Origin of the sequence: Glaciecola sp. MF2-115, from assembly GCF_047250385.1 — a bacterium.
In the GTDB taxonomy this organism is placed as follows: Bacteria; Pseudomonadota; Gammaproteobacteria; order Enterobacterales; family Alteromonadaceae; genus Glaciecola.
This window is the reverse complement of record NZ_JBLBVM010000055.1, coordinates 167552-186103: the sequence shown is the minus strand read 5'-3', so window position 1 is coordinate 186103 and position 18552 is coordinate 167552. Positions and strand designations below refer to the sequence as shown.

The window sequence follows — 18552 nt, the reverse complement described above, 5'->3', positions numbered from 1 at the left end:
GTCAATTCAATTAGCACTTTGTTGCTCAGAGATACTTTTTAGCTTAAACCTTACTTTTCTTTAAGACAAAATCACATAGACTCTAAGGTTTCAATGCCAAGTATTTCAAGACCTGTTTTGAGCGTCTTTGCAGTTAAAGCACATAAACCTAAGCGACTATTTCTATCGGCCTCACTTACTTCAGCTTTCAATACTGGGTTCGCCTCGTAGAATCGCATAAACAAACTTGCCAGCTCATATAAATAACTGCACATAATATGGGGCGTAGCTTCTTTACTTACTGACTCTAGCACTTCGTCAAATTGCATGAGTTTAACGACTAAGTCGTGCTCTTGCGGAGAAGCGACTGCTACCTTGGCGTGATAAGTATCCATATCTTGTTTTGCGTTGCGGAAAATACTTTTCACTCGAGTATACGCATATTGCAAATACGGCGCTGTATTCCCCTCAAAGCTTAGCATTGTGTCCCAATCAAAAATATAATCCGTGGTTCTATTCTTACTCAAGTCGGCATATTTTACCGCACCAATTCCGACAGTTTTCGCAACTTGCTGCTTTTCACTCTCGCTCAAACTTGATTCACGCTGGCCGATAAGCACTGCCGCACGTTCAATAGCTTCATCTAACAAGTCTGAGAGCTTAATTGTTTCACCTGAACGAGTTTTGAAGGGTTTGTTGTCCTTGCCCAACATCATGCCAAATGGGCAATGCTCATAACTGTCTGTTTCTGCCAAATAACCAGCACGACGTGCGACAATTTCGGTTTGCTTAAAGTGAAGTGCTTGTCGAGCGTCTGTAAATATAAGCGTTCTGTCTGCTTTGAGAGTATTTGCGCGATATCTGATTGCAGCTAAGTCAGTCGTTGCGTATAAATAACCACCGCCTGATTTCTGCACTATATAAACCGCTGGGTCGCCGTCTTTGTTGGACATTTCAGGGATAAATACAAGTTTCGCACCTTGATCTTCTACTAAGATATTTTTCTCAGTTAAGTCTTTAATCACATTGGCTAGATCGTGGTTGTAACTACTCTCACCCATTACATGCTCACGCTCTAGGCTAACGTTTAGCTTTTTATAAACTTCTTCACTGTGCTGAATTGAAATGTCGATAAACTGTTGCCAGAGTCTCAAACAATCCAGATCTCCACCTTGAAGTTTAACCACATACTCACGAGCTCGGTCGGCAAAACCATCTTCATTATCGAATCGTACTTTTGCTGCGCGGTAGAAGTCTTCGAGATCGGACAGTGCCGTCTCGGCTACAGATGACTTAGCTAACTGGTCATTTAGATGTGCCAGCAACATGCCGAACTGCGTTCCCCAATCCCCCATGTGGTTCTGGCGAATAACATTGTGACCTAAATACTCAAGGACATTAACAACAGCATCGCCGATAATAGTACTTCTCAGATGGCCTACATGCATTTCTTTGGCTAAGTTAGGTGAAGAATAATCAACGACAATCGTTTTGCTTTCATGCGCTTCAACGGTCAACTTACTATCCTGCAATGCGCGCTCACACCACTGGGATAACCAATCATTTTTTAAATGAATATTGATAAAACCAGGGCCAGCAACTTCGAGTTTGCTTGCAATATCATCTAGTTCCACGTTGGCCAAAATTTGTTCTGCAATGTCACGAGGCTTTTGTTTTAATTGTTTCGCTAATGCCATTGCGCCGTTGAATTGGTATTCACCAAAGTCTGGTCTTGTGCTTCTGCTCAATGGAATAGGTGCATCTTCAATACCCATTGCTTGAATAGCTTGGGAAAATCTAGCGCTGAGTAAATGATGAATATTCATGTCGTAATAAACCTAGTGTTCTCTTGTGGTTTTAAATTCAATATCGGGATAACGTTCTTGTGAGAGAGATAAATTAACCATAGTCGGTGCTATATAAGCTAGGTTATCTCCACCATCTAAGGCTAAATTCACCTCTGATTTGCGTCTAAATTCGTCTAACTTGCGTGCATCGTCGCAGTAAACCCAGCGTGCGGTAGCAACACCTACACCTTCATAAATTGCGTCTACATTGTATTCGGCTTTCAGCCTAGCGACAACAACATCAAATTGTAGGACACCGACGGCGCCAACGATTAAATCGTTATTCTGTAAAGGCCTGAATACCTGCACAGCACCTTCTTCTGATAACTGGATCAAGCCTTTAAGCAATTGTTTTTGCTTTAAAGGATCACGCAGGCGAATACGTTTAAATAGTTCTGGCGCAAAGTTTGGAATGCCCGAGAAACGATATTTTTCACCAGACGTAAATGTATCGCCAATCTTTATAGAGCCGTGGTTATGCAAGCCAATTATATCTCCTGCATAAGCGTCTTGTAGCAAACTTCTATCACCAGCCAAGAAGGTAACCGCATCTGCTATACGAACATCTTTACCGATGCGAGTATGGTGCATCTTCATGCCCTTTTCATACTTGCCTGAAACGACACGGCAGAATGCTATCCTATCACGATGCTTCGGATCCATATTTGCTTGAATTTTGAAAACAAAACCACTGAAATTAGCGTCTGTACTTTCAACGGAGCCTAAATCATGCTCACGACCTTGAGGCATAGGCGCCCACTCGATAAGTCCGTCAAGCATATGGTCAACGCCAAAGTTACCCAGGGCTGTACCAAAATAAACGGGAGTTAATTCACCCGCTAAAAAAGCTTCAAGCTCGAATTCGTGGGATGCGCCCTGCACCAATTCCAGCATATCTCGTAATTCTTCAGCATACGTACCAATTGCATCATCAAGCTCTGGATTATTTAAGCCTTTGATGATTTTAGTTTCTTGAATAGTATGGCCTTGTCCTGTTTTATACAGAATTGTCTCATCACGCAGGAGGTGATAAACGCCTTTAAATTCTTTACCCATGCCAATTGGCCAAGTAATTGGAGCACACTTTATATTCAAGATTTCTTCAACTTCATCAAGCAAGTCAATAGGATCTCGTGTATCTCGATCCAATTTATTCATGAAGGTAATAATAGGAGTATCACGTAATCGAGTAACTTCCATCAACTTGATAGTACGCGCTTCAACACCTTTTGCCGCGTCAATCACCATTAAACAGCTATCAACGGCGGTTAACGTTCTGTAGGTATCTTCAGAAAAGTCTTCGTGCCCTGGAGTATCGAGGAGGTTTACCAAGTGATCTTTGTAGGGAAATTGCATCACAGAGGTTGTGACTGAGATGCCACGCTCTTTTTCCATTTCCATCCAATCAGATTTCGCATGCTGCCCAGATTTTTTGCCTTTTACAGTTCCAGCTTTCTGTAAGGCATTTCCGAACAATAATACTTTTTCGGTGATAGTGGTTTTACCCGCATCGGGGTGAGAGATGATAGCGAAAGTTCTTCGCTTATTGATTTCATTAAGAAAATCGGCGTTTGCCATGTATCTAAATTCCCGTTTTGTACAACTATTTGTACAAAAAAATAAAGTTAACTCTAAGCCCTGATCTTCAAGCAGATTGCCACGGCCTACAGCCAGCAAAACCTCCCATCAAAGCATTGAAAAATTTGAGCGCTATTCTAGCAAAATAACTAAGTACTATAAATCAAACACTCAGTACTTCTTTTAGCTTGTTTAACGCCAGCTTATGTTTGTCATCTGGCATTTTGGCCAGATTAATCTGTTTCCATTTAATGGCCGGAAGTTCACTAACAGCATCAAGACCAAGCAACGCCCAATCCGGCTCACGGTTTTTAAACGACAGTAAAAAGCCTTTTTCACTATCGGTTAGCCCTTGGTGAATAAGCTCTACCAAACGCTCTCTCACGGCCACCAGCTCTTCAAGCGGTACGTCCGTCTCGGCCATATTTGCAAATTCACCTGCATAAATGGCCGCTATATCTTTAAATTGCGGCCTTAACAATTCGGCCATTGGCCGATTGTGACTTGAGAGATAGATTATTAGTGCCTTTCTTATCTCATCCGTCAGGCCTTCATTTTCCAAGAGCCACTTCACATCGAATAAGTCTCTTGGGTGCTGCCTATCTAATGCCGCGCATATTTTGCCAGCATAAAGATCAGCCAAGGCCACCACAGGCACTTCTGCATAACCAAATTCATCTTCTACGGCGGCGCATACTTCCATCAACTGCGGCTCGTAAACCGTGCCACGTAGCACGGGTGAGAGCTCAACCTTTATCTGCACACCATTACGGCCAACAATTAGCCTCAGAGCATCGCGTTTTGACTTATAAGCTTCTGTTAGCTCAACATCTTTAAACGCGACTTTTAAATCTGCGCTAATGGCATCTAATGCTGCGCATATTTCCTGTAATGCGTCATCACGGCCTTTCATGGGCAGATAAACCAAATCAATATCAACCGACAAGCGCGGAAACTCTCTAACAAAGAGATTGATCGCCGTTCCGCCTTTAAGCGCGAAACATTCCTGCTTGGCGACAAAGGGCAAAACCTGCATCAATAACTGCACTTGCTTGTAATAAATACTGTTTCTATCCATAGCTAACTTTCGCTTTCCATTGCCATATGTGACGGCACAGTGATCAAATAATCCGTATCCAATTTGCCGCCTTTAGCCACAACACGCTTGCCAGAGCCTAAATCGTAATCCTCGACATTCAGCTTGTTAAACCAAGGGTAAGCTTGACGTTTAGCTAACCAGAAAAACAAACGTTTCACCTTCACGCTTTTGCACGCTTTTAAAAGTGTATCGAGTTTTCTGGGTGATAAATTCACTAGCCCTTGCATAAGCTCGTCGGCATGCTCAAAGCTAACCGCGTCTGGCAAATCTACCAGTAACTCCAACAACGCTTTTTCAGGACATGAAAAATACACAGGGGGCAGATCCGCCTCCCATTCATGCTGCCTGATAAAGCTTTTGTCTTTTATCAGCCATTCAGGCCACAACGTATTGGTACTATGCCCATCACATTCAACGGGCAGCGATAAACGCCCCAGCCATGATGGCAACTTGCCTTGTGCATATAAATGTATATGTGGCGTACTGCCTAACGACAGATACTGCGACAACCCCGATAATGACAATGCTGACAACCCGCCAACGATAACGGAAGGCAGATTATCCGAGCTATTCACATCCATACGCTGCATAGAGGCAACCACGCCTTCCCAGCTCAATGAGCGGGAATACTGGCTATATACGCCAGTAGCCAGTAATAACAAAGTTTCTGTTTTCACTGCGTTATCGATGGCATGGGCACTTAAGCCTTGTTCAGCTAGCCACTTTTTAGTCGCCAGCATGCCATAAGGTAGAAGCGCTTTAAGTGACTGTTTATAAGCCCCTTTTGCTACATCATCATGTGAAGTAGTGCTGTTAACCAAGCGTACAACCCTTTTTAGTTTACCATTAGCTTTATTTGCGGCGATAAACGCCGTAAAAAACAATATGTATAAACTAACATAATCAAACATGGTTTACCACCATTAAGTTTCACGGCGGTAAGCGCCGCGAAATACACAAAATATAAACCAGAACAGTTTAAAACAAAGGCGCTATCGGTATTAATAATACCGATAGCCAGCATTATTTAAACTTTTGGGGCTCAGCTTGACGACAGCGGAGACAAGACAAGCGAAATATGAGCGATATAGGCTGCAAGGCCTCTGAGCCCCAAAAGTGCGCCGCCAAAAGCAAGCTCCCGCCCCTTCAACAAGAAAGGGCAGAAGCTCGCCTGTTTAATGGTTCCAAAAAATATGAACTTCTTGATAACCTATTTCGATGGTGAATACATCGCCGCCTAGCTCCATATCACGCCCCATTTTTTCATAGTCGATATAAAATGCTAAATGCTCTGGGATCTGTGTGGTTTCTTCGGTCAGCTCTTCGGCATAGTCAGCCAGTGAGGCATAACAACCACAATAATTATCTTCAATGGCTTTTTGCGCATCGTCGATACTATCGCCAAAGTGAGATAATAAATCGCCTGCAATTTCGCCATGTTCCTCAATAAAACAAGCTACTTCGTGCGCGCGCTCAATTCCTTCATACTCAGACACTGAATAACCTGCAAAGCCTTCATAATCATGAATAGCATATTCTTCAGCATCGTCTTCTGGGCTGTTGGCTAACAACTCGTTAATTTGCTCTTGAATATCGTCCAGCGCTTGCGTGGCATCAATCCAAACACCATGTAACTTGCCGTTGTTGTATGCGGCTAGGTCTGCAACATAAATTCTAATTTCTTCGCTCATTTCTTTTGCTCCTTAATCTTAAAAACACACCCCCTTTTGGGGTTGAAAACCCCAGAAAAAGAAGCGAGCTGGCGAGCGAAGATCACATGTTTTGGCGCAATCCAGACAGGGGGGACCACCCAGCCTGCACAAACCTGAACTTGAGAAGGTGCGGAAGGTTGGGGGATGTCTTGATGAAGACAAGTTATGTGATATTTTTACGTCTACCCAAAAGGGGAAACTAGAACAGAAGATGCGAACACGAACGTGTTCTGCCTTTTTTCAGCGCAGCGAAACTCTTTTTAAACAAAAGCAGCAGCGCTTTAGTGCTGATCCAAATAACCAATCAATCTTTACCACCAAATTTGAAAACGCGTGAACCCACGCGGCCTTTTTAGCATCCACATTAACGTGAATAGCGGTTTATTCCTGCAAGCATAAAATGCTTCTCCATTGTATTGCGACCAAAGGTGCAGGCAACCACATATTCTCGACCACGCGGCTTTACAAAGGCCGTGGTTGTCACGGCCTCCAAATATAGGAGGTTACAATGAGATTAGTAACAAAATTTGAATTAGCAGCCAAAAACACATATCAGCTTCACGGCTTACATAAAGACGTTTTTATCGAGCTGATAAAAAGTAATGCCAATACGCTTCAGCGTACAAATGCTTTGGCTTCACTGCAAAATATCGAGAATGAACTTTCATTACGATGCCTTTAACTTTAATATTAATTCTATGCTGACCAATTTAATTATTCGGCATAGAAGCTTTCAATTGAAGCTTTTCCTTTTACCTTCTGATGTAACTCATCCGTCATTACCTTTTCAAATATTCTAACTACATTTGCAGGATCAACTAGCGCAGTATGTTGAAACAAAATGGCATCATGCATTGGTATCAAGACTTGAACATTATCAAGTCTTGAAAGCTCTAATAGCGCTCTCTTAAATATATAAGTAGCAGTGCCTTGAATAACATGATTAACAGATGTTCGTTTCTCTTTATCCGTTAACTCTTTATCAGAATTCCTATTCAAATAATTAGCCGAGATTGTTCCAACTCGCCCGCTTTCAAAAAACTCATTATTTATCGACTTTTTCCAATCCTCAAACACCGAAAATCCAGAAAAGTACTCACGTGCTATTATTTGATTGCCTCCCAATTCTTTAACAGAGCTAATAATATTCTCTAACGACATCCCATACGTATATGATAAAAAAAGGACTTTGGCCTTCTTTCTCATGCTTGTATCATTGAAAACCTGAACTGCAAAGTCTCTATAAGCATCACTGTTTTCGTAAATGTTCTTCATTTTTGGATCAGATGACAGTGCCGCCATTATACCAACCTCAAACTGATCATAATCTACATAGCAAAGAGACATCTCCTCATCGGCAACAAATATATTTCGGTATCTTTTAGATATATTCTGAAGGTTTGGTGATTTATGGTAGATTCTGGAAGTAGAAGTCCAGTGTGACTCGACTATTGGCCTTAACCTTCTAGAACTAGAAGAGATAGAATTAAATATTCTATAACTCTTGTTAGTTTTTTGAAGACTTCGTAAATCGTCAGTATAGCCATCACGCGAAGGCAAAAAATCAATCAAAAATTCAAGACTATAATCCTGAACGTCATACCCTAGAGCGGACATCTTCTCCCTAACCTCTCCCTCGACCGGAAGTTCATACATCACCTTGTGCTTTTCCGCAAACAATTTAAGTTGTCGGTAGAAGTCTAACTTAAGATTATCTTTGTGTTCCCTCACCATATCGTTATTCACTCGAATACCTTTGCAAGCTGAAACAACCAGCTCATTGAAGATGGGCACCTCCAAAGAATAAAACCTTTCTATTTCTCCTGCTTTCGAAGCTAATGCTGACAATTGCTCAAAACACTCCGCAAGCTTATGTGAAATTAGCATGTAAATATCTACAACTAACTCTTTACGTCGGTAATACATGTCCATGTAATAATCAAAATCGTCACTTTCCTTAAGTAGCGGCTTAATAGTTTTGGACACATCCCAAGGCTGAACATCTCCGCCTATCGATTTAACTCCCGCAACGACCTTTGACATCAATACAATATCGATAACCTTTGGGGGTAAGCTGCCGTGTTTTTTAAATAACGAACTGGAGATTAACCAAAAGTCATGAGTTACTATAAAGCAATCAAGGGCAACAACTTCTTCTGAACGAGCCTCAGAGAAAGCATCACCATCATATATAAAATATCGATCCGCTCCGCCTTCAGAAAAGTCTTTCTGATAAACAAGATAGACTGTCTTCCCTCTACTCATATGGCGATATCTCATCATAAATTTCGTCAATAAGTGTCGTATTAAAATCCCTTAAATACACTGTATCACCTTTAAAACTTCCATTTTCTTGCATTCTAGCTACTGTCCCACGCAGTCGATAGTCAACTTTCCCAAACATTGGCTTCAACTTTTCTTTAGACGTATTCTGAAGCGCAATCAAAAAATACCGCTGATGCTGATATGGCCAAGTTTCCTTGAAATCTTCTATAAACTCTTCAAGTTCAATTTCAAGCCCAATGGATGCAAGATATATGAAACAAGCGGGGACTTCTGGGGTCTCGACACTCTGTCTTACTAAAGACTTACAATGCTCTACTAGTTCCGGAGCGTTGAATTTCTTATACGCCATAAGCAAAATAAGATGATAATTCTGCCAACCATGTATAGCTATATCCTTATTTACTATGAAACTTGCTATTGATTGATTTTGCTCGTCAGACAAATCTAAATCCATTAATAATTTACAAAATTGATCAGAAGAGACAGGCTGCCTTGCAAACTCACCAATCAAAGCATCGGCAATTTCACTAGCTAGAATAGATTTCGAGTCAAAGAGATTTGAAGATATCAATGTTTTAAATCTATTTATACAATAACGAAAAGGGCGGCTTTGCGTTTCTCCTTCTTCTATTTGTTTTTGTAGAAATTCAAATAAAATTGGTATTGAGCGAGCAATTACCTTCCTGCTTTTGGATCGCCACATCGTATCGATAAGTGTCATCGTGTCGTCAGAGCTTGGAAAGAACTCTTGGAGATTCTCACTGCTCTTATCAAGTATTACAGTTTTCTTCGAATTAATGTTTAAACCGAGTTTTCGCAGCTCGAAAATAAGGTCGTTTAGGGCTCTTTTAGCTTCATACTCATCTGAACAAATAATTCTAATATCATCGACATAGCGAAAATAATCATATCCCTTGCCAACCATGCTCTTATCGACAGTATCAAGCACTATATTTGCAATAAAAGAAGACGCATCTCGATTTTGCGGCAATCCATGTCTTTCGCTATAGCACCATTTTTCTAACAATGCCCTCAATGTACTAACTGCACTTCTTATATTATTTTTTTCAGCGCCAGTTGCATCTATTTTTGAAATCATTCCAACAAATGCGTTTTCAACAGTATCTATTGAGATTTGCTCAAAGTAATTTAGAAGGTCAGTTACAAGAAGAGTCTTATCATCAGCAAAGGATAGATAACTTATATTCTCAAACGTATTCCACAATTCAATTCGATGTTTAAAAAGATACTTTTCCTTACCAAATTTATTATATCGATGACTAAAAACACGGTTTGATAAAAGTGGATCAAAATATGGAATCAGGTAGCTACAGATCGCCTGATATAAAAACCTATCATAAAAATCAATTTCTAATGTATATCGCAGACCAAGCGCTCGTTTTGGAACATCATATATAGTCTTGCGGCCAGACTTATATTCACCATGGTTAATCTCAAGGTTTTGCGAAAGAATTTTTCTTAGATTTTTATAATTAGAAAGAAGATCTTGATACCTCACAGCATCATAGAACCAATCATCTTTCATATCCTGACGAAGGTGCTTTAAGGTAGCCCGTTCATTAATGGGGAACGCCAGTAAACTTTCCTTATCCGTACTACCCATTACGTGCGCCTCTTAGAGGTAACGTCAAACTGAGTTCGAAATATTAGCACTAAATTCCTTTTCACCCCCCCCTCCTAATTAAAATTTTTATTATTGCTAGTAACCAGCGATAGGATATCTTCAGACCTAGTCATAAGTACTGGCTCTTTCTCAAGTACAATCATTTGCTCAGTAGTTAGCACAGTGGTTATTACCTGCGACTTTCCATCTACGCGAATTTTTAAAATAACCAAAGAGCTATTTTGTAGCAGACGAGAATTTTCAACCTTTATATTTTTTATTTTCATCGTTCCCTCAATGGCTTACGCCTACTCACGATCTAAAATTACATATCCACAATACGCTGAATACTCTGTTTCCATGACGACTTAAACGCATCGTCACCAGCAAACAGTTTGTATAGCTCTAGCTCATCTTTGCGGCGCTGAAGCATTATTTCTTTTAATATTTTCTCGAATGCCAGTTCACGGTTATGTGGATCAGCATTGTTTTTATATTTATCTTCGTAGTCTGGGTGGGCTTTGACGCTATCAGCAATGTTTACAAACTTAATGCGCTGCTCTTCGGGTGTTGCACTCCAGCCTTGGAACCAGCGTTCATTGAACGTATATATGATGTCATCCAATGGGTTAGTTTCTTTGTCGCCACCGTGCGCCCCACGTGGGTTAGGGTTTTGCGGGTCTAATTCTGTTTCTTCTCCGTCCAAACCAATAGTGTGGCTTAGCTTCACTCTCTGAAGACCGTATGAGCTGAGATCAACTGAATCCAGTAATTCATCTAATAATTCAGCGTCAGGATCTTGAACTTTAAGCTTGGGGATCAGGAACTTTAAGAACCAGAATAACTTTTCCCATACGGCTATTTCATAGGACATGATTGAAGCCATCTGGCCGTAGATTTTTACAAACTGCTTGGCTTTGATTTTGAAGTCAATTTTGGCTTCATTTTCTAGCTCTAACTCAACATTGAATCGAGCTGCGGCAATATCGATTATTGGGCTTAGCCGTTGAGCATCTTCATTGTCAAAATAACGTTTTACAAACTCTTCAACTTCTGTCCATTCATAAACACCGACATCATCCATTTCATCTTTTAATTCATGGAGTACGTTGACATCAGTCGCCTCAGACAATGAGGTTGCTGTATAGAATGGATCAAATGCTGTTTTAATTTCTTCGATAGAATTGAAGAAATCTAGCACAAAGAGGTCTTCGGTTTTCTTGCCTAGTTTCGGAGCTGACCTGTTTAAACGCGACAGCGCCTGCACACATAAAACACTCGCCAGCTTTTTATCTACATACATCGCGCAGAGTTTAGGCTGGTCAAAGCCAGTCAGATATTTGTTGGCGACAACAAGTAGGCGATATTCGTCAGTATCAAACTTGTCTTTCGTATCGCTTTCACCAAAACCATTCATATCGGCTTCGGTATATTCGATACCATCAACTTCCTTAGTTCCGGAAAAGGCTATAGCAGCCTTAAAGGGGGTGCCTTGGGCTTCCAGTAATCGCGTTATTGCCTTGTAATAACGAATGGCTGCTTCAATATTTTGAGTGACAACCATACCTTTACCTTTGCCTTTTAGCTTCTTGGCGTTGACGACATGCGGCACAAAATGCTCCAGCATTATTTCGGCTTTGGTATCTATCGTATGTTGGCTACTCTCTACGTAAGCCCTGAGTCTCTTCTGAGCTTTCTTAGTATCAAACTCAGGGTTATCTTGAATCGACTTTTCGATTTCGTAATAGCTTTTGTAAGTCGTGTAATTAGCCAGCACATCAAGAATGAAACCTTCTTCAATCGCTTGCTTCATAGAGTACAAGTGAAATGGTTCAAAGCTGCCATCAGGCTGCTGCTGTCCGAACTTTTCTAGGGTCGTATTTTTAGGCGTAGCGGTAAACGCTAAATATGAAGCATTACCACGCATCTTGCGTGATTTCATCGCCTGTAGAATCTTGTCTTGAGCGTCTTCCGCCTCTTCTACCTCAGATTTACCCATTGCACGGTTCATGTTGTCGTGCGCTGATCCTGACTGCGAACTGTGCGCCTCATCAATAATAACAGCAAAGCGCTTATCGCTAAGATCCGCAATACCATCAATAATAAATGGGAATTTTTGAATGGTAGTAATGATAATCTTCTTGCCGTTCTCCAGTGCAGACTTAAGCTCTGACGATTTGTGAGCTGGCGCAACAATATTCTTCACTTCCGAGAAGTCTTTGATGTTATCGCGAAGCTGCTTATCGAGTAAGCGTCTGTCAGTAACAACAATCACCGAGTCAAACAGCGGCTGATCTAAACCTCTGCTGCCTTGCACAGCCTCACTGGCTGGATAAGTTTCAATAAGCTGATACGCAGCCCAAGTGATTGAATTAGACTTACCAGAACCCGCCGAATGCTGAATTAAGTATGTTTGCCCAACACCATTCTCAGAAGCATCGTTGACTAACTTTCGTACCACATCCATTTGATGATAACGCGGGAAAAACAAAGTACGCTTGTTAAGCGGGTCTTTGCTGCTACCGTCCAGTCTTACAAAGTGCTGAATGATATTGGCAAGGCTATCTTTGCTAAATACTTCTTCCCAAAGATAAGCGGTTTTATGTCCTGATACATTGGGCGGGTTGCCTTGCCCATGGTTATGGCCTTTATTAAATGGCAGAAAGAAGGTGCTTTTTCCAGCCAACTTGGTCGTCATATAGACTTCATCGGTATCCACCGCCATATGCACCAGACAGCGACCAAAGTTAAGAAGTGGCTGGTTGGTATCTCGGTCTTCACGGTACTGTTTTTGTCCGTGGTAGCGGGCAGTTTGATTTGTCCAAGCGTTCTTCAGTTCTAGCGTTATCAATGGAACGCCGTTGATAAACAGCACCATATCAATTTCTTGCAGCGGATTAGCTTGCGAATAACGTAATTGGCGGGTAGAGCTAAACAGGTTTTCAGAAAAGTTCTGTTTAACCTTCTCGCTACTGCTAGCCAGCGGTGCTGGATACATCAAGTTGAAGTGGGCATCGTCAACGCTCAAACCTTTCTTAAGCAGGTGCAAAATGCCATGTTTTTTGATGAGTCTGTCAAAGCGTTCGTAAATTTTACGTTGCCAATCATTGGGGTTATTACGCCTGATTTTTTCAAGCTCATCTTCCTGCGTTTTTTTTAAAAACGCCCAGAAGTAGCGCTCATCTAGTGCATACTGCGCGTTAAAATCAGACGGCTGACCAACCTTATAGAACTTGCTACCAAAGTCTTGGGCTACTTCTTGTATTTGATTTTTAAGCTCTTCCAAGCAAGTGCCCGTTAATGACTTCTCAATTGCCGATTCTAGTGCCTGTTCATTCGTTTGACTGACCATTCTAACCCCTATCCCTGTACTTGATTCTTATTCTTCAATGCTTCGGATGCTTTCTGTAGTGGTGCTTTTAGTGCCTTCTCAAATTTTGTCATTTGATTAAGATGCCATTGTATCCACTCTGGCCAATGATCCTTATTAAAGCCATCAGCATTGCAGCTATATTGAATGCGGCTAGATTTTTTATCTTCTAGCCTTAACCACTCCAGCGTATCACCAAAACTTTCTTCAATTTGATCTTTTCTTTCATAAAGAAAGTCGAAAACAAATTTATTATCCTCTTTAGATGTTCTGGCTTGTTGTAACCAAATACGGACTTCTTTTTGAAGGAAAACCAAAGCATATGGACATCCGCTGAGGCCAGAACCAGCGGAAAGCCAATGATCCTTGCTGGGGCTTATATTATTGAATAATTTGCATGAGCTGTTTTGGAATACTTCGAGTGCTTGCTCCCAATATTGGTGTCGTACATTGTGGCGATTTTTAAGTACTACTTCAGTCGTTTTTTCTTCGGCTTCCTTGGCACTAATACCAATCATTAACTCTTTAGCTTCAGGCGTAGGAATAATCTGGTCGATATTAATGAATAACTGTTCACCGAGGGAGTGCGGTGTAACTTTAAAACATTGAATATTTATACCTTGGCCTAGTAGCCAGAGCGCCGTGCTGGTCACTTCTTTACGGAAGTTAGCTGCCACCATCATCAAACGCTGGCTGTTGCCCAAATTCAGCTTTACTTCATCAAGGTCAGGTGCATCGAGAAATTCACAGATTTGAGAAGAAGCATCTGCCAGAGCGCCCTCACTGTCATTAGCATTTTTTTCGTATCGATTGATGTACTGCTGGAATATCTCAACAATTTGTAATTTGGTTAAGCTGGCGCAGTAGGAGGCATATTTAAGAGATTGCCAAACTACATCGCGACCACTATCATCCAACTTGTTCTCAATAATGACCAAATTGCCGTCTTTATCAAGCGCCAACAGGTCAAGACGTTCACGGGTATCATCAAAGCCGTCAAACTCCTTTTGAATTATCAACAACTCCTCACCCAAGGCTGAAGGTTCATGTGCAAGCCACTCTTGCAGGTGTTTGCGCTCAGTAAAGCCAAGCTCACTGAAAGTCTTGGTTTTTACTGCTTTTATACGATTGCTTTGGTAATCGACTGTAAACATTTCACTTCCTTGTTAAGCCACTTTTATTTTGCCCGTAACGGCACTATTGATGAGAGTGGTTTTGTATTCTTTTAGTTTTTCAATTTGACGTTGCTGCAAACCAACTACTTGATCAAATGTTTTTGATTGCTTTTCGATATGAGCTAATATTTCTAATTGCTCATTTTCAGGTGCGATCGGAACAGATATATCAAATAGATCACCTGTATATAGCCGAATTAACCCTTCTACAATTCCTGTTGCTCTGATAATAAACTGTTCGATGTATGATGGGTGTCTAAAAAGAAGCTCTAATAGCTTGGCATCAACGATATGGGCTTTGCATCTGTAGACAGCATAATCAGGACTGACTAAGCCTTTAAAATCAATGTTGCTTTTAAAGAAAACGCCTAAATGAGCTTTCAGCTTGTTGAAAACCAAGTCATTCTTATGAACTATTTTATTATCTATATTACTAGCTGCCACCTCAGACTTGTCATGATAATCAGCGCGAACAACTAGGCCATGCACTTGGCTAACCATAAACAAGGGCTCTTCACCAGTTTTTGAGCGCTCACTACTTTCTTCTAAAACATATTTAAGTCGCTTCACGTCCCAATGTTCAGGAACCTGCCCAATCCACTCCACACCTGAATCTTTCATTGGCACTTCTGGATCAAGCCCTTGAGTGACGGCTTTTTGGATAATGATTTGCTTCCGTTCTTTCAGCAGTGTGATTTGCTTTTCTTTGATAGCAATCGCTTCATCAATTTGCGCTGTTTTTTTGTCTAGAAAATTAGTAATCGCAGTCTGTTCGTCAATTGAAGGGAAAAGTGTGCGATATTGATACAAATCCTCCATACGAAAAGATGCCTGCATATGGTCAGGTATTTGATTACGATAAAATTGAAACATTGGCTGAAAAGCGTAATAAAAGTACTTAAGGTTAATTCCGCTTGCAATTCTTGGCACAATAATCATGCAATTTTGCGAAAGACTAAATTTGGACTTCAAATATTTAACGGTCATAGCTTTAGCGCCAACAGTGGTAGAAAAAAGGCATCCGTTAGCTGAGTAGTCAAATTCATAACGGTTTATCTTTCCCATTACGCCATCATTTTCAGTTTGGCCACTATAAACTGGAAAATCCCCTTCATTAGCTCCACAATATTCTTTAGTAAGCCTTGCTGCGTCGCCTCCTTTTTTAGCAGTAAAGAAATAGAAAACCTTCTTCATTTCCCACTGTTCGGGTATTTCGACAAGCCAATCCGTTCCACTATTTTTATAGGTATCATATTTAGGCATTGCCGCTAAAGCATCCATCAAATATCTCCCTGAACTTCAGCCACATCAACACCCAATATTTGCGCAATTAAGCCTTCAGCTTTCTGCTCTAAGTCAATAATATCGTTTGCCACTTCACTCAGTTCTCGAAGTGGTTTATGGCGATAAAAGTATTTATTAAAGCTGATCTCGTAACCAATCTTGGTGCTATCTAAGTTGATCCAAGCTTCTTCAACGTGCGGCTTAACCTCTTTAAGAAAGTACTCATGAATTTCTTGAGCTAGGGGAACAGATTCTGAATCGCGTAGATCTGAGCTTGGCTCAAAAGTAATATATTCGCCTGATTTCCCTGAAGAGTAATAACCAAAGTCAGCTAATTGATCTTGCGAACATCCTAAATGGCTTAACAGCTCTTCCAACTTGACGCCTGAAAGCTTCACGGTTTTCTTTACGACCTTTTCTGCACTTTCGTCATACCAACTAACGGCATTTAAAATAGCGTTTTTCTCTGGTGCAGAAAGCTTGATCTTTTGTTCTTTGAGTACAGCATCAACTTTGACTTTGAAAAGGTTGAAGTCGTCAAATTCATCACTGCCAATTTCTTGCATGAGCAGATTAGCAGCTTCAAGAATGGCGCGCAGCTTCTGCCAATATTTTTCATCTAACAATTTAGTCTTGGCTTTGGCATTAACACTAATATCTTTGTCTTCGCACCATTCTAAAATATCTTTGCTTATGCCTTTTAGAAAGCCTTTGCCGTAGACTTTATCGCCATGCTCTTCAAACAAGTATTCCATCACTTCTAGTAATGATTTATCAAAGCGTAGTGGCGCAATGGCTTCTGGCGTGAACTTGGCCTTTCTGCGATCAGGGCGTTCGATATTGACTTTGTGATAACCGAAATCTTCGTTGTTAAATACTTGGCTAGCTATGCCAACAGCATCGTTATTAGCACCTAATGTCCGTTCTATATCAGCACAATCAAGGTAAGCTTGTGTGATTTCAGCAATATGTTCCGGCGCAAATTCACAGTTCTTATTGCCTAGGTTTTTGCGTAGCTTTCGGAATAGCAAACTAGCATCAATAAGCTGAACTTTTCCTGTGCGAGACTCTGGCTTGTTGTTATTCAATAGCCATATATAGGTTGTAATACCTGTGTTGTAGAACAAGTTGTTAGGTAGCTGCACAATCGCGTCGAGCATGTCGTTTTCAATGATAAAACGACGAATATTACTTTCACCACCGCCGGCATCACCAGTGAACAGGCTAGAGCCGTTATGGACTGAGGCAATTCGCGTTCCCATCGGACTTGTAGATGGTGATTTCATCTTGCTCACCATTTCCATGAGGAACAGAAGCTGCCCATCGCTAGAGCGCGGTGTTGCATCAACGGTTTCTTTATTATTCCAATAGTCAGTCAGCTCGACTTTAAAACGTGGGTCGATAACTTCGCCGCTGTCTTTGATATTCTTTTGCTCAGAAGCCCAACTTTTTCCGTATGGTGGGTTTGAAAGCATGAAGTCAAAACGATCTGAGGCAAACTCATCCGTTGAGAGCGTTGAGCCTACTTTGATGTTTTCAGGGTTGTTACCCTTAATCATCATATCCGACTTACAGATAGCGTAAGTCTCATCGTTGATTTCTTTACCATAGAGGTAAATATCACGATTGGCGGCGGGATATCTTTCTTCGATAAAGTTTTGAGATTCCGTGAGCATACCGCCGCTACCGCAAGCAGGGTCATAAACAGACATTGTTAGCGGTAAATCATCTTTGATCGGGTCAAAGACAAGGTGCGTCATTAACTCAATGACTTCACGCGGCGTGAAGTGCTCACCAGCCTCTTCGTTGTTTTCTTCATTAAACTTACGAATAAGCTCTTCAAACACATACCCCATGCCCAAGTTTGTTAGGGCTGGTAGTTTGTTGCCGTCTGGATCTTCTACTTGGTTAGGAGTGAGGTTTATATGCGGAGAAACAAATTTCTCAAGCACATCAAGCAATACATCTTTACCTGCCATATGGCGAACTTTTGAAAGCAGCTCGAAACGCTCTATGATCTCTTTAACGTTTTCACTAAAGCCATTGAGGTATTCTTCAAAGTTAGCCAGTAGAATTTGCTGGTTGTTGGTGGCTGTACTGAATAGGCTTTTTAACGTCCATTTAGAAACATTGTAAAACACCTGACCTGATGCCGCCTTTAGTGGCTCATCATCAAGTTCTGTGGCATTCATATCCTCTTTCTGGAATTTAACTTCGTCCAATACTGCCTGCTTGCTTGGCTCTAGCAATGTATCCAAGCGACGAAGTACCACCATAGGCAAAATTACATCACGGTATTTACCACGCACATACACATCGCGAAGACAGTCGTCCGCAATGTTCCAAACGAAAGATATAAGTTTATTGTGTACAGAATGATCCATTATTTAGCCTTGTTTTTTTGTTCTTCGATCCATTTAAGGACATCTTCTCGCTTAAACCGCCAACTGCCACCCACTTTAAATCCGGGCAATTTACTCTCTGCGGCCAGTCGATACGCGGTTTTCTCTGCCAACTTGAGATAGTCGGCCACCTCTTTCAAGGTCATAATTTCATCGGACATAGTTTTACCTACCATGAGACTATAGGTGAGAATAT

General features: G+C 41.1%; 14 protein-coding genes. 1 reads left to right on the top strand and 13 read right to left on the bottom strand.

All coding sequences use genetic code 11. From position 1 onward, the window contains the following. Positions 1 to 71: 71 nt before the first annotated feature. The 5 genes from argS to ACKLNX_RS13985 all read right to left on the bottom strand — a co-directional run bounded on the left by argS (position 72) and on the right by ACKLNX_RS13985 (position 6194). A complete protein-coding gene (gene argS / locus ACKLNX_RS14005) occupies positions 72 to 1805 on the bottom strand; it encodes an arginine--tRNA ligase (protein WP_412972827.1) in 1734 nt (577 codons plus the stop codon). 12 nt (positions 1806 to 1817) lie between these two features. Continuing rightward, complete coding sequence (gene prfC, locus ACKLNX_RS14000) at positions 1818 to 3404, bottom strand: peptide chain release factor 3 (RefSeq protein ID WP_412972826.1); 1587 nt, start codon at positions 3402 to 3404, stop codon at positions 1818 to 1820. Between the two features lie 163 nt (positions 3405 to 3567). Then, positions 3568 to 4482 carry a nucleotidyl transferase AbiEii/AbiGii toxin family protein gene (locus ACKLNX_RS13995; protein WP_412972825.1) on the bottom strand — a complete coding sequence of 305 codons (915 nt, stop codon included), beginning with the start codon at positions 4480 to 4482 and terminating at the stop codon, positions 3568 to 3570. Positions 4483 to 4484: 2 nt separating this feature from the next. Further along, positions 4485 to 5414 carry a type IV toxin-antitoxin system AbiEi family antitoxin domain-containing protein gene (locus tag ACKLNX_RS13990; protein ID WP_412972824.1) on the bottom strand — a complete coding sequence of 310 codons (930 nt, stop codon included), beginning with the start codon at positions 5412 to 5414 and terminating at the stop codon, positions 4485 to 4487. A gap of 264 nt (positions 5415 to 5678) precedes the next feature. Further along, positions 5679 to 6194, bottom strand: a complete 516-nt coding sequence (locus tag ACKLNX_RS13985) for an antirestriction protein ArdA (RefSeq protein ID WP_412972823.1) — start codon at positions 6192 to 6194, stop codon at positions 5679 to 5681. A 529-nt stretch (positions 6195 to 6723) separates the two neighbouring features. Here ACKLNX_RS13985 and ACKLNX_RS13980 point away from each other — a divergent pair. Continuing rightward, positions 6724 to 6897 carry a hypothetical protein gene (locus ACKLNX_RS13980; protein ID WP_412972822.1) on the top strand — a complete coding sequence of 58 codons (174 nt, stop codon included), beginning with the start codon at positions 6724 to 6726 and terminating at the stop codon, positions 6895 to 6897. A 32-nt stretch (positions 6898 to 6929) separates the two neighbouring features. Here ACKLNX_RS13980 and ACKLNX_RS13975 read toward each other — a convergent pair whose 3' ends face one another. The 8 genes from ACKLNX_RS13975 to mads1 all read right to left on the bottom strand — a co-directional run bounded on the left by ACKLNX_RS13975 (position 6930) and on the right by mads1 (position 18517). Beyond that, positions 6930 to 8480, bottom strand: a complete 1551-nt coding sequence (locus tag ACKLNX_RS13975; RefSeq protein ID WP_412972821.1) for a DNA polymerase — start codon at positions 8478 to 8480, stop codon at positions 6930 to 6932. Continuing rightward, a complete protein-coding gene (locus ACKLNX_RS13970) occupies positions 8473 to 10125 on the bottom strand; it encodes an RNA-directed DNA polymerase (protein ID WP_412972820.1) in 1653 nt (550 codons plus the stop codon). The genes ACKLNX_RS13975 and ACKLNX_RS13970 overlap by 8 nt, the downstream gene beginning before the upstream one ends. 74 nt (positions 10126 to 10199) lie before the next feature. Next, the gene (locus ACKLNX_RS13965) at positions 10200 to 10412 is read right to left on the bottom strand and encodes a hypothetical protein (protein ID WP_412972819.1); all 213 of its coding nucleotides are present in this window, start codon (positions 10410 to 10412) and stop codon (positions 10200 to 10202) included. Positions 10413 to 10450: 38 nt separating this feature from the next. After that, positions 10451 to 13477 carry a type I restriction endonuclease subunit R gene (locus ACKLNX_RS13960; protein WP_412972818.1) on the bottom strand — a complete coding sequence of 1009 codons (3027 nt, stop codon included), beginning with the start codon at positions 13475 to 13477 and terminating at the stop codon, positions 10451 to 10453. Between the two features lie 8 nt (positions 13478 to 13485). Then, a complete protein-coding gene (locus ACKLNX_RS13955; RefSeq protein WP_412972817.1) occupies positions 13486 to 14649 on the bottom strand; it encodes a DUF4268 domain-containing protein in 1164 nt (387 codons plus the stop codon). Between the two features lie 12 nt (positions 14650 to 14661). Continuing rightward, positions 14662 to 15951, bottom strand: coding sequence for a restriction endonuclease subunit S (locus tag ACKLNX_RS13950; RefSeq protein WP_412972816.1), 1290 nt, complete (start codon positions 15949 to 15951; stop codon positions 14662 to 14664). Next, positions 15951 to 18338 carry a type I restriction-modification system subunit M gene (locus tag ACKLNX_RS13945; RefSeq protein WP_412972815.1) on the bottom strand — a complete coding sequence of 796 codons (2388 nt, stop codon included), beginning with the start codon at positions 18336 to 18338 and terminating at the stop codon, positions 15951 to 15953. Before ACKLNX_RS13945 ends, ACKLNX_RS13950 begins: the two co-directional genes overlap by 1 nt. Next, positions 18338 to 18517 carry a methylation-associated defense system helix-turn-helix domain-containing protein MAD1 gene (mads1, locus tag ACKLNX_RS13940; RefSeq protein WP_412972814.1) on the bottom strand — a complete coding sequence of 60 codons (180 nt, stop codon included), beginning with the start codon at positions 18515 to 18517 and terminating at the stop codon, positions 18338 to 18340. The genes ACKLNX_RS13945 and mads1 overlap by 1 nt, the downstream gene beginning before the upstream one ends. Positions 18518 to 18552: the final 35 nt, after the last annotated feature.

Excerpts from the sequence above, each read along its gene's own strand:
- argS (WP_412972827.1), bottom strand. The coding sequence starts at position 1,805 with ATGAATATTCATCATTTACTCAGCGCTAGATTTTCCCAAGCTATTCAA.
- prfC (WP_412972826.1), bottom strand. The coding sequence starts at position 3,404 with ATGGCAAACGCCGATTTTCTTAATGAAATCAATAAGCGAAGAACTTTC.
- ACKLNX_RS13995 (WP_412972825.1), bottom strand. The coding sequence starts at position 4,482 with ATGGATAGAAACAGTATTTATTACAAGCAAGTGCAGTTATTGATGCAG.
- ACKLNX_RS13990 (WP_412972824.1), bottom strand. The coding sequence starts at position 5,414 with ATGTTTGATTATGTTAGTTTATACATATTGTTTTTTACGGCGTTTATC.
- ACKLNX_RS13985 (WP_412972823.1), bottom strand. The coding sequence starts at position 6,194 with ATGAGCGAAGAAATTAGAATTTATGTTGCAGACCTAGCCGCATACAAC.
- ACKLNX_RS13980 (WP_412972822.1), top strand. The coding sequence starts at position 6,724 with ATGAGATTAGTAACAAAATTTGAATTAGCAGCCAAAAACACATATCAG.
- ACKLNX_RS13975 (WP_412972821.1), bottom strand. The coding sequence starts at position 8,480 with ATGAGTAGAGGGAAGACAGTCTATCTTGTTTATCAGAAAGACTTTTCT.
- ACKLNX_RS13970 (WP_412972820.1), bottom strand. The coding sequence starts at position 10,125 with ATGGGTAGTACGGATAAGGAAAGTTTACTGGCGTTCCCCATTAATGAA.
- ACKLNX_RS13965 (WP_412972819.1), bottom strand. The coding sequence starts at position 10,412 with ATGAAAATAAAAAATATAAAGGTTGAAAATTCTCGTCTGCTACAAAAT.
- ACKLNX_RS13960 (WP_412972818.1), bottom strand. The coding sequence starts at position 13,477 with ATGGTCAGTCAAACGAATGAACAGGCACTAGAATCGGCAATTGAGAAG.
- ACKLNX_RS13955 (WP_412972817.1), bottom strand. The coding sequence starts at position 14,649 with ATGTTTACAGTCGATTACCAAAGCAATCGTATAAAAGCAGTAAAAACC.
- ACKLNX_RS13950 (WP_412972816.1), bottom strand. The coding sequence starts at position 15,951 with ATGGATGCTTTAGCGGCAATGCCTAAATATGATACCTATAAAAATAGT.
- ACKLNX_RS13945 (WP_412972815.1), bottom strand. The coding sequence starts at position 18,338 with ATGGATCATTCTGTACACAATAAACTTATATCTTTCGTTTGGAACATT.
- mads1 (WP_412972814.1), bottom strand. The coding sequence starts at position 18,517 with ATGTCCGATGAAATTATGACCTTGAAAGAGGTGGCCGACTATCTCAAG.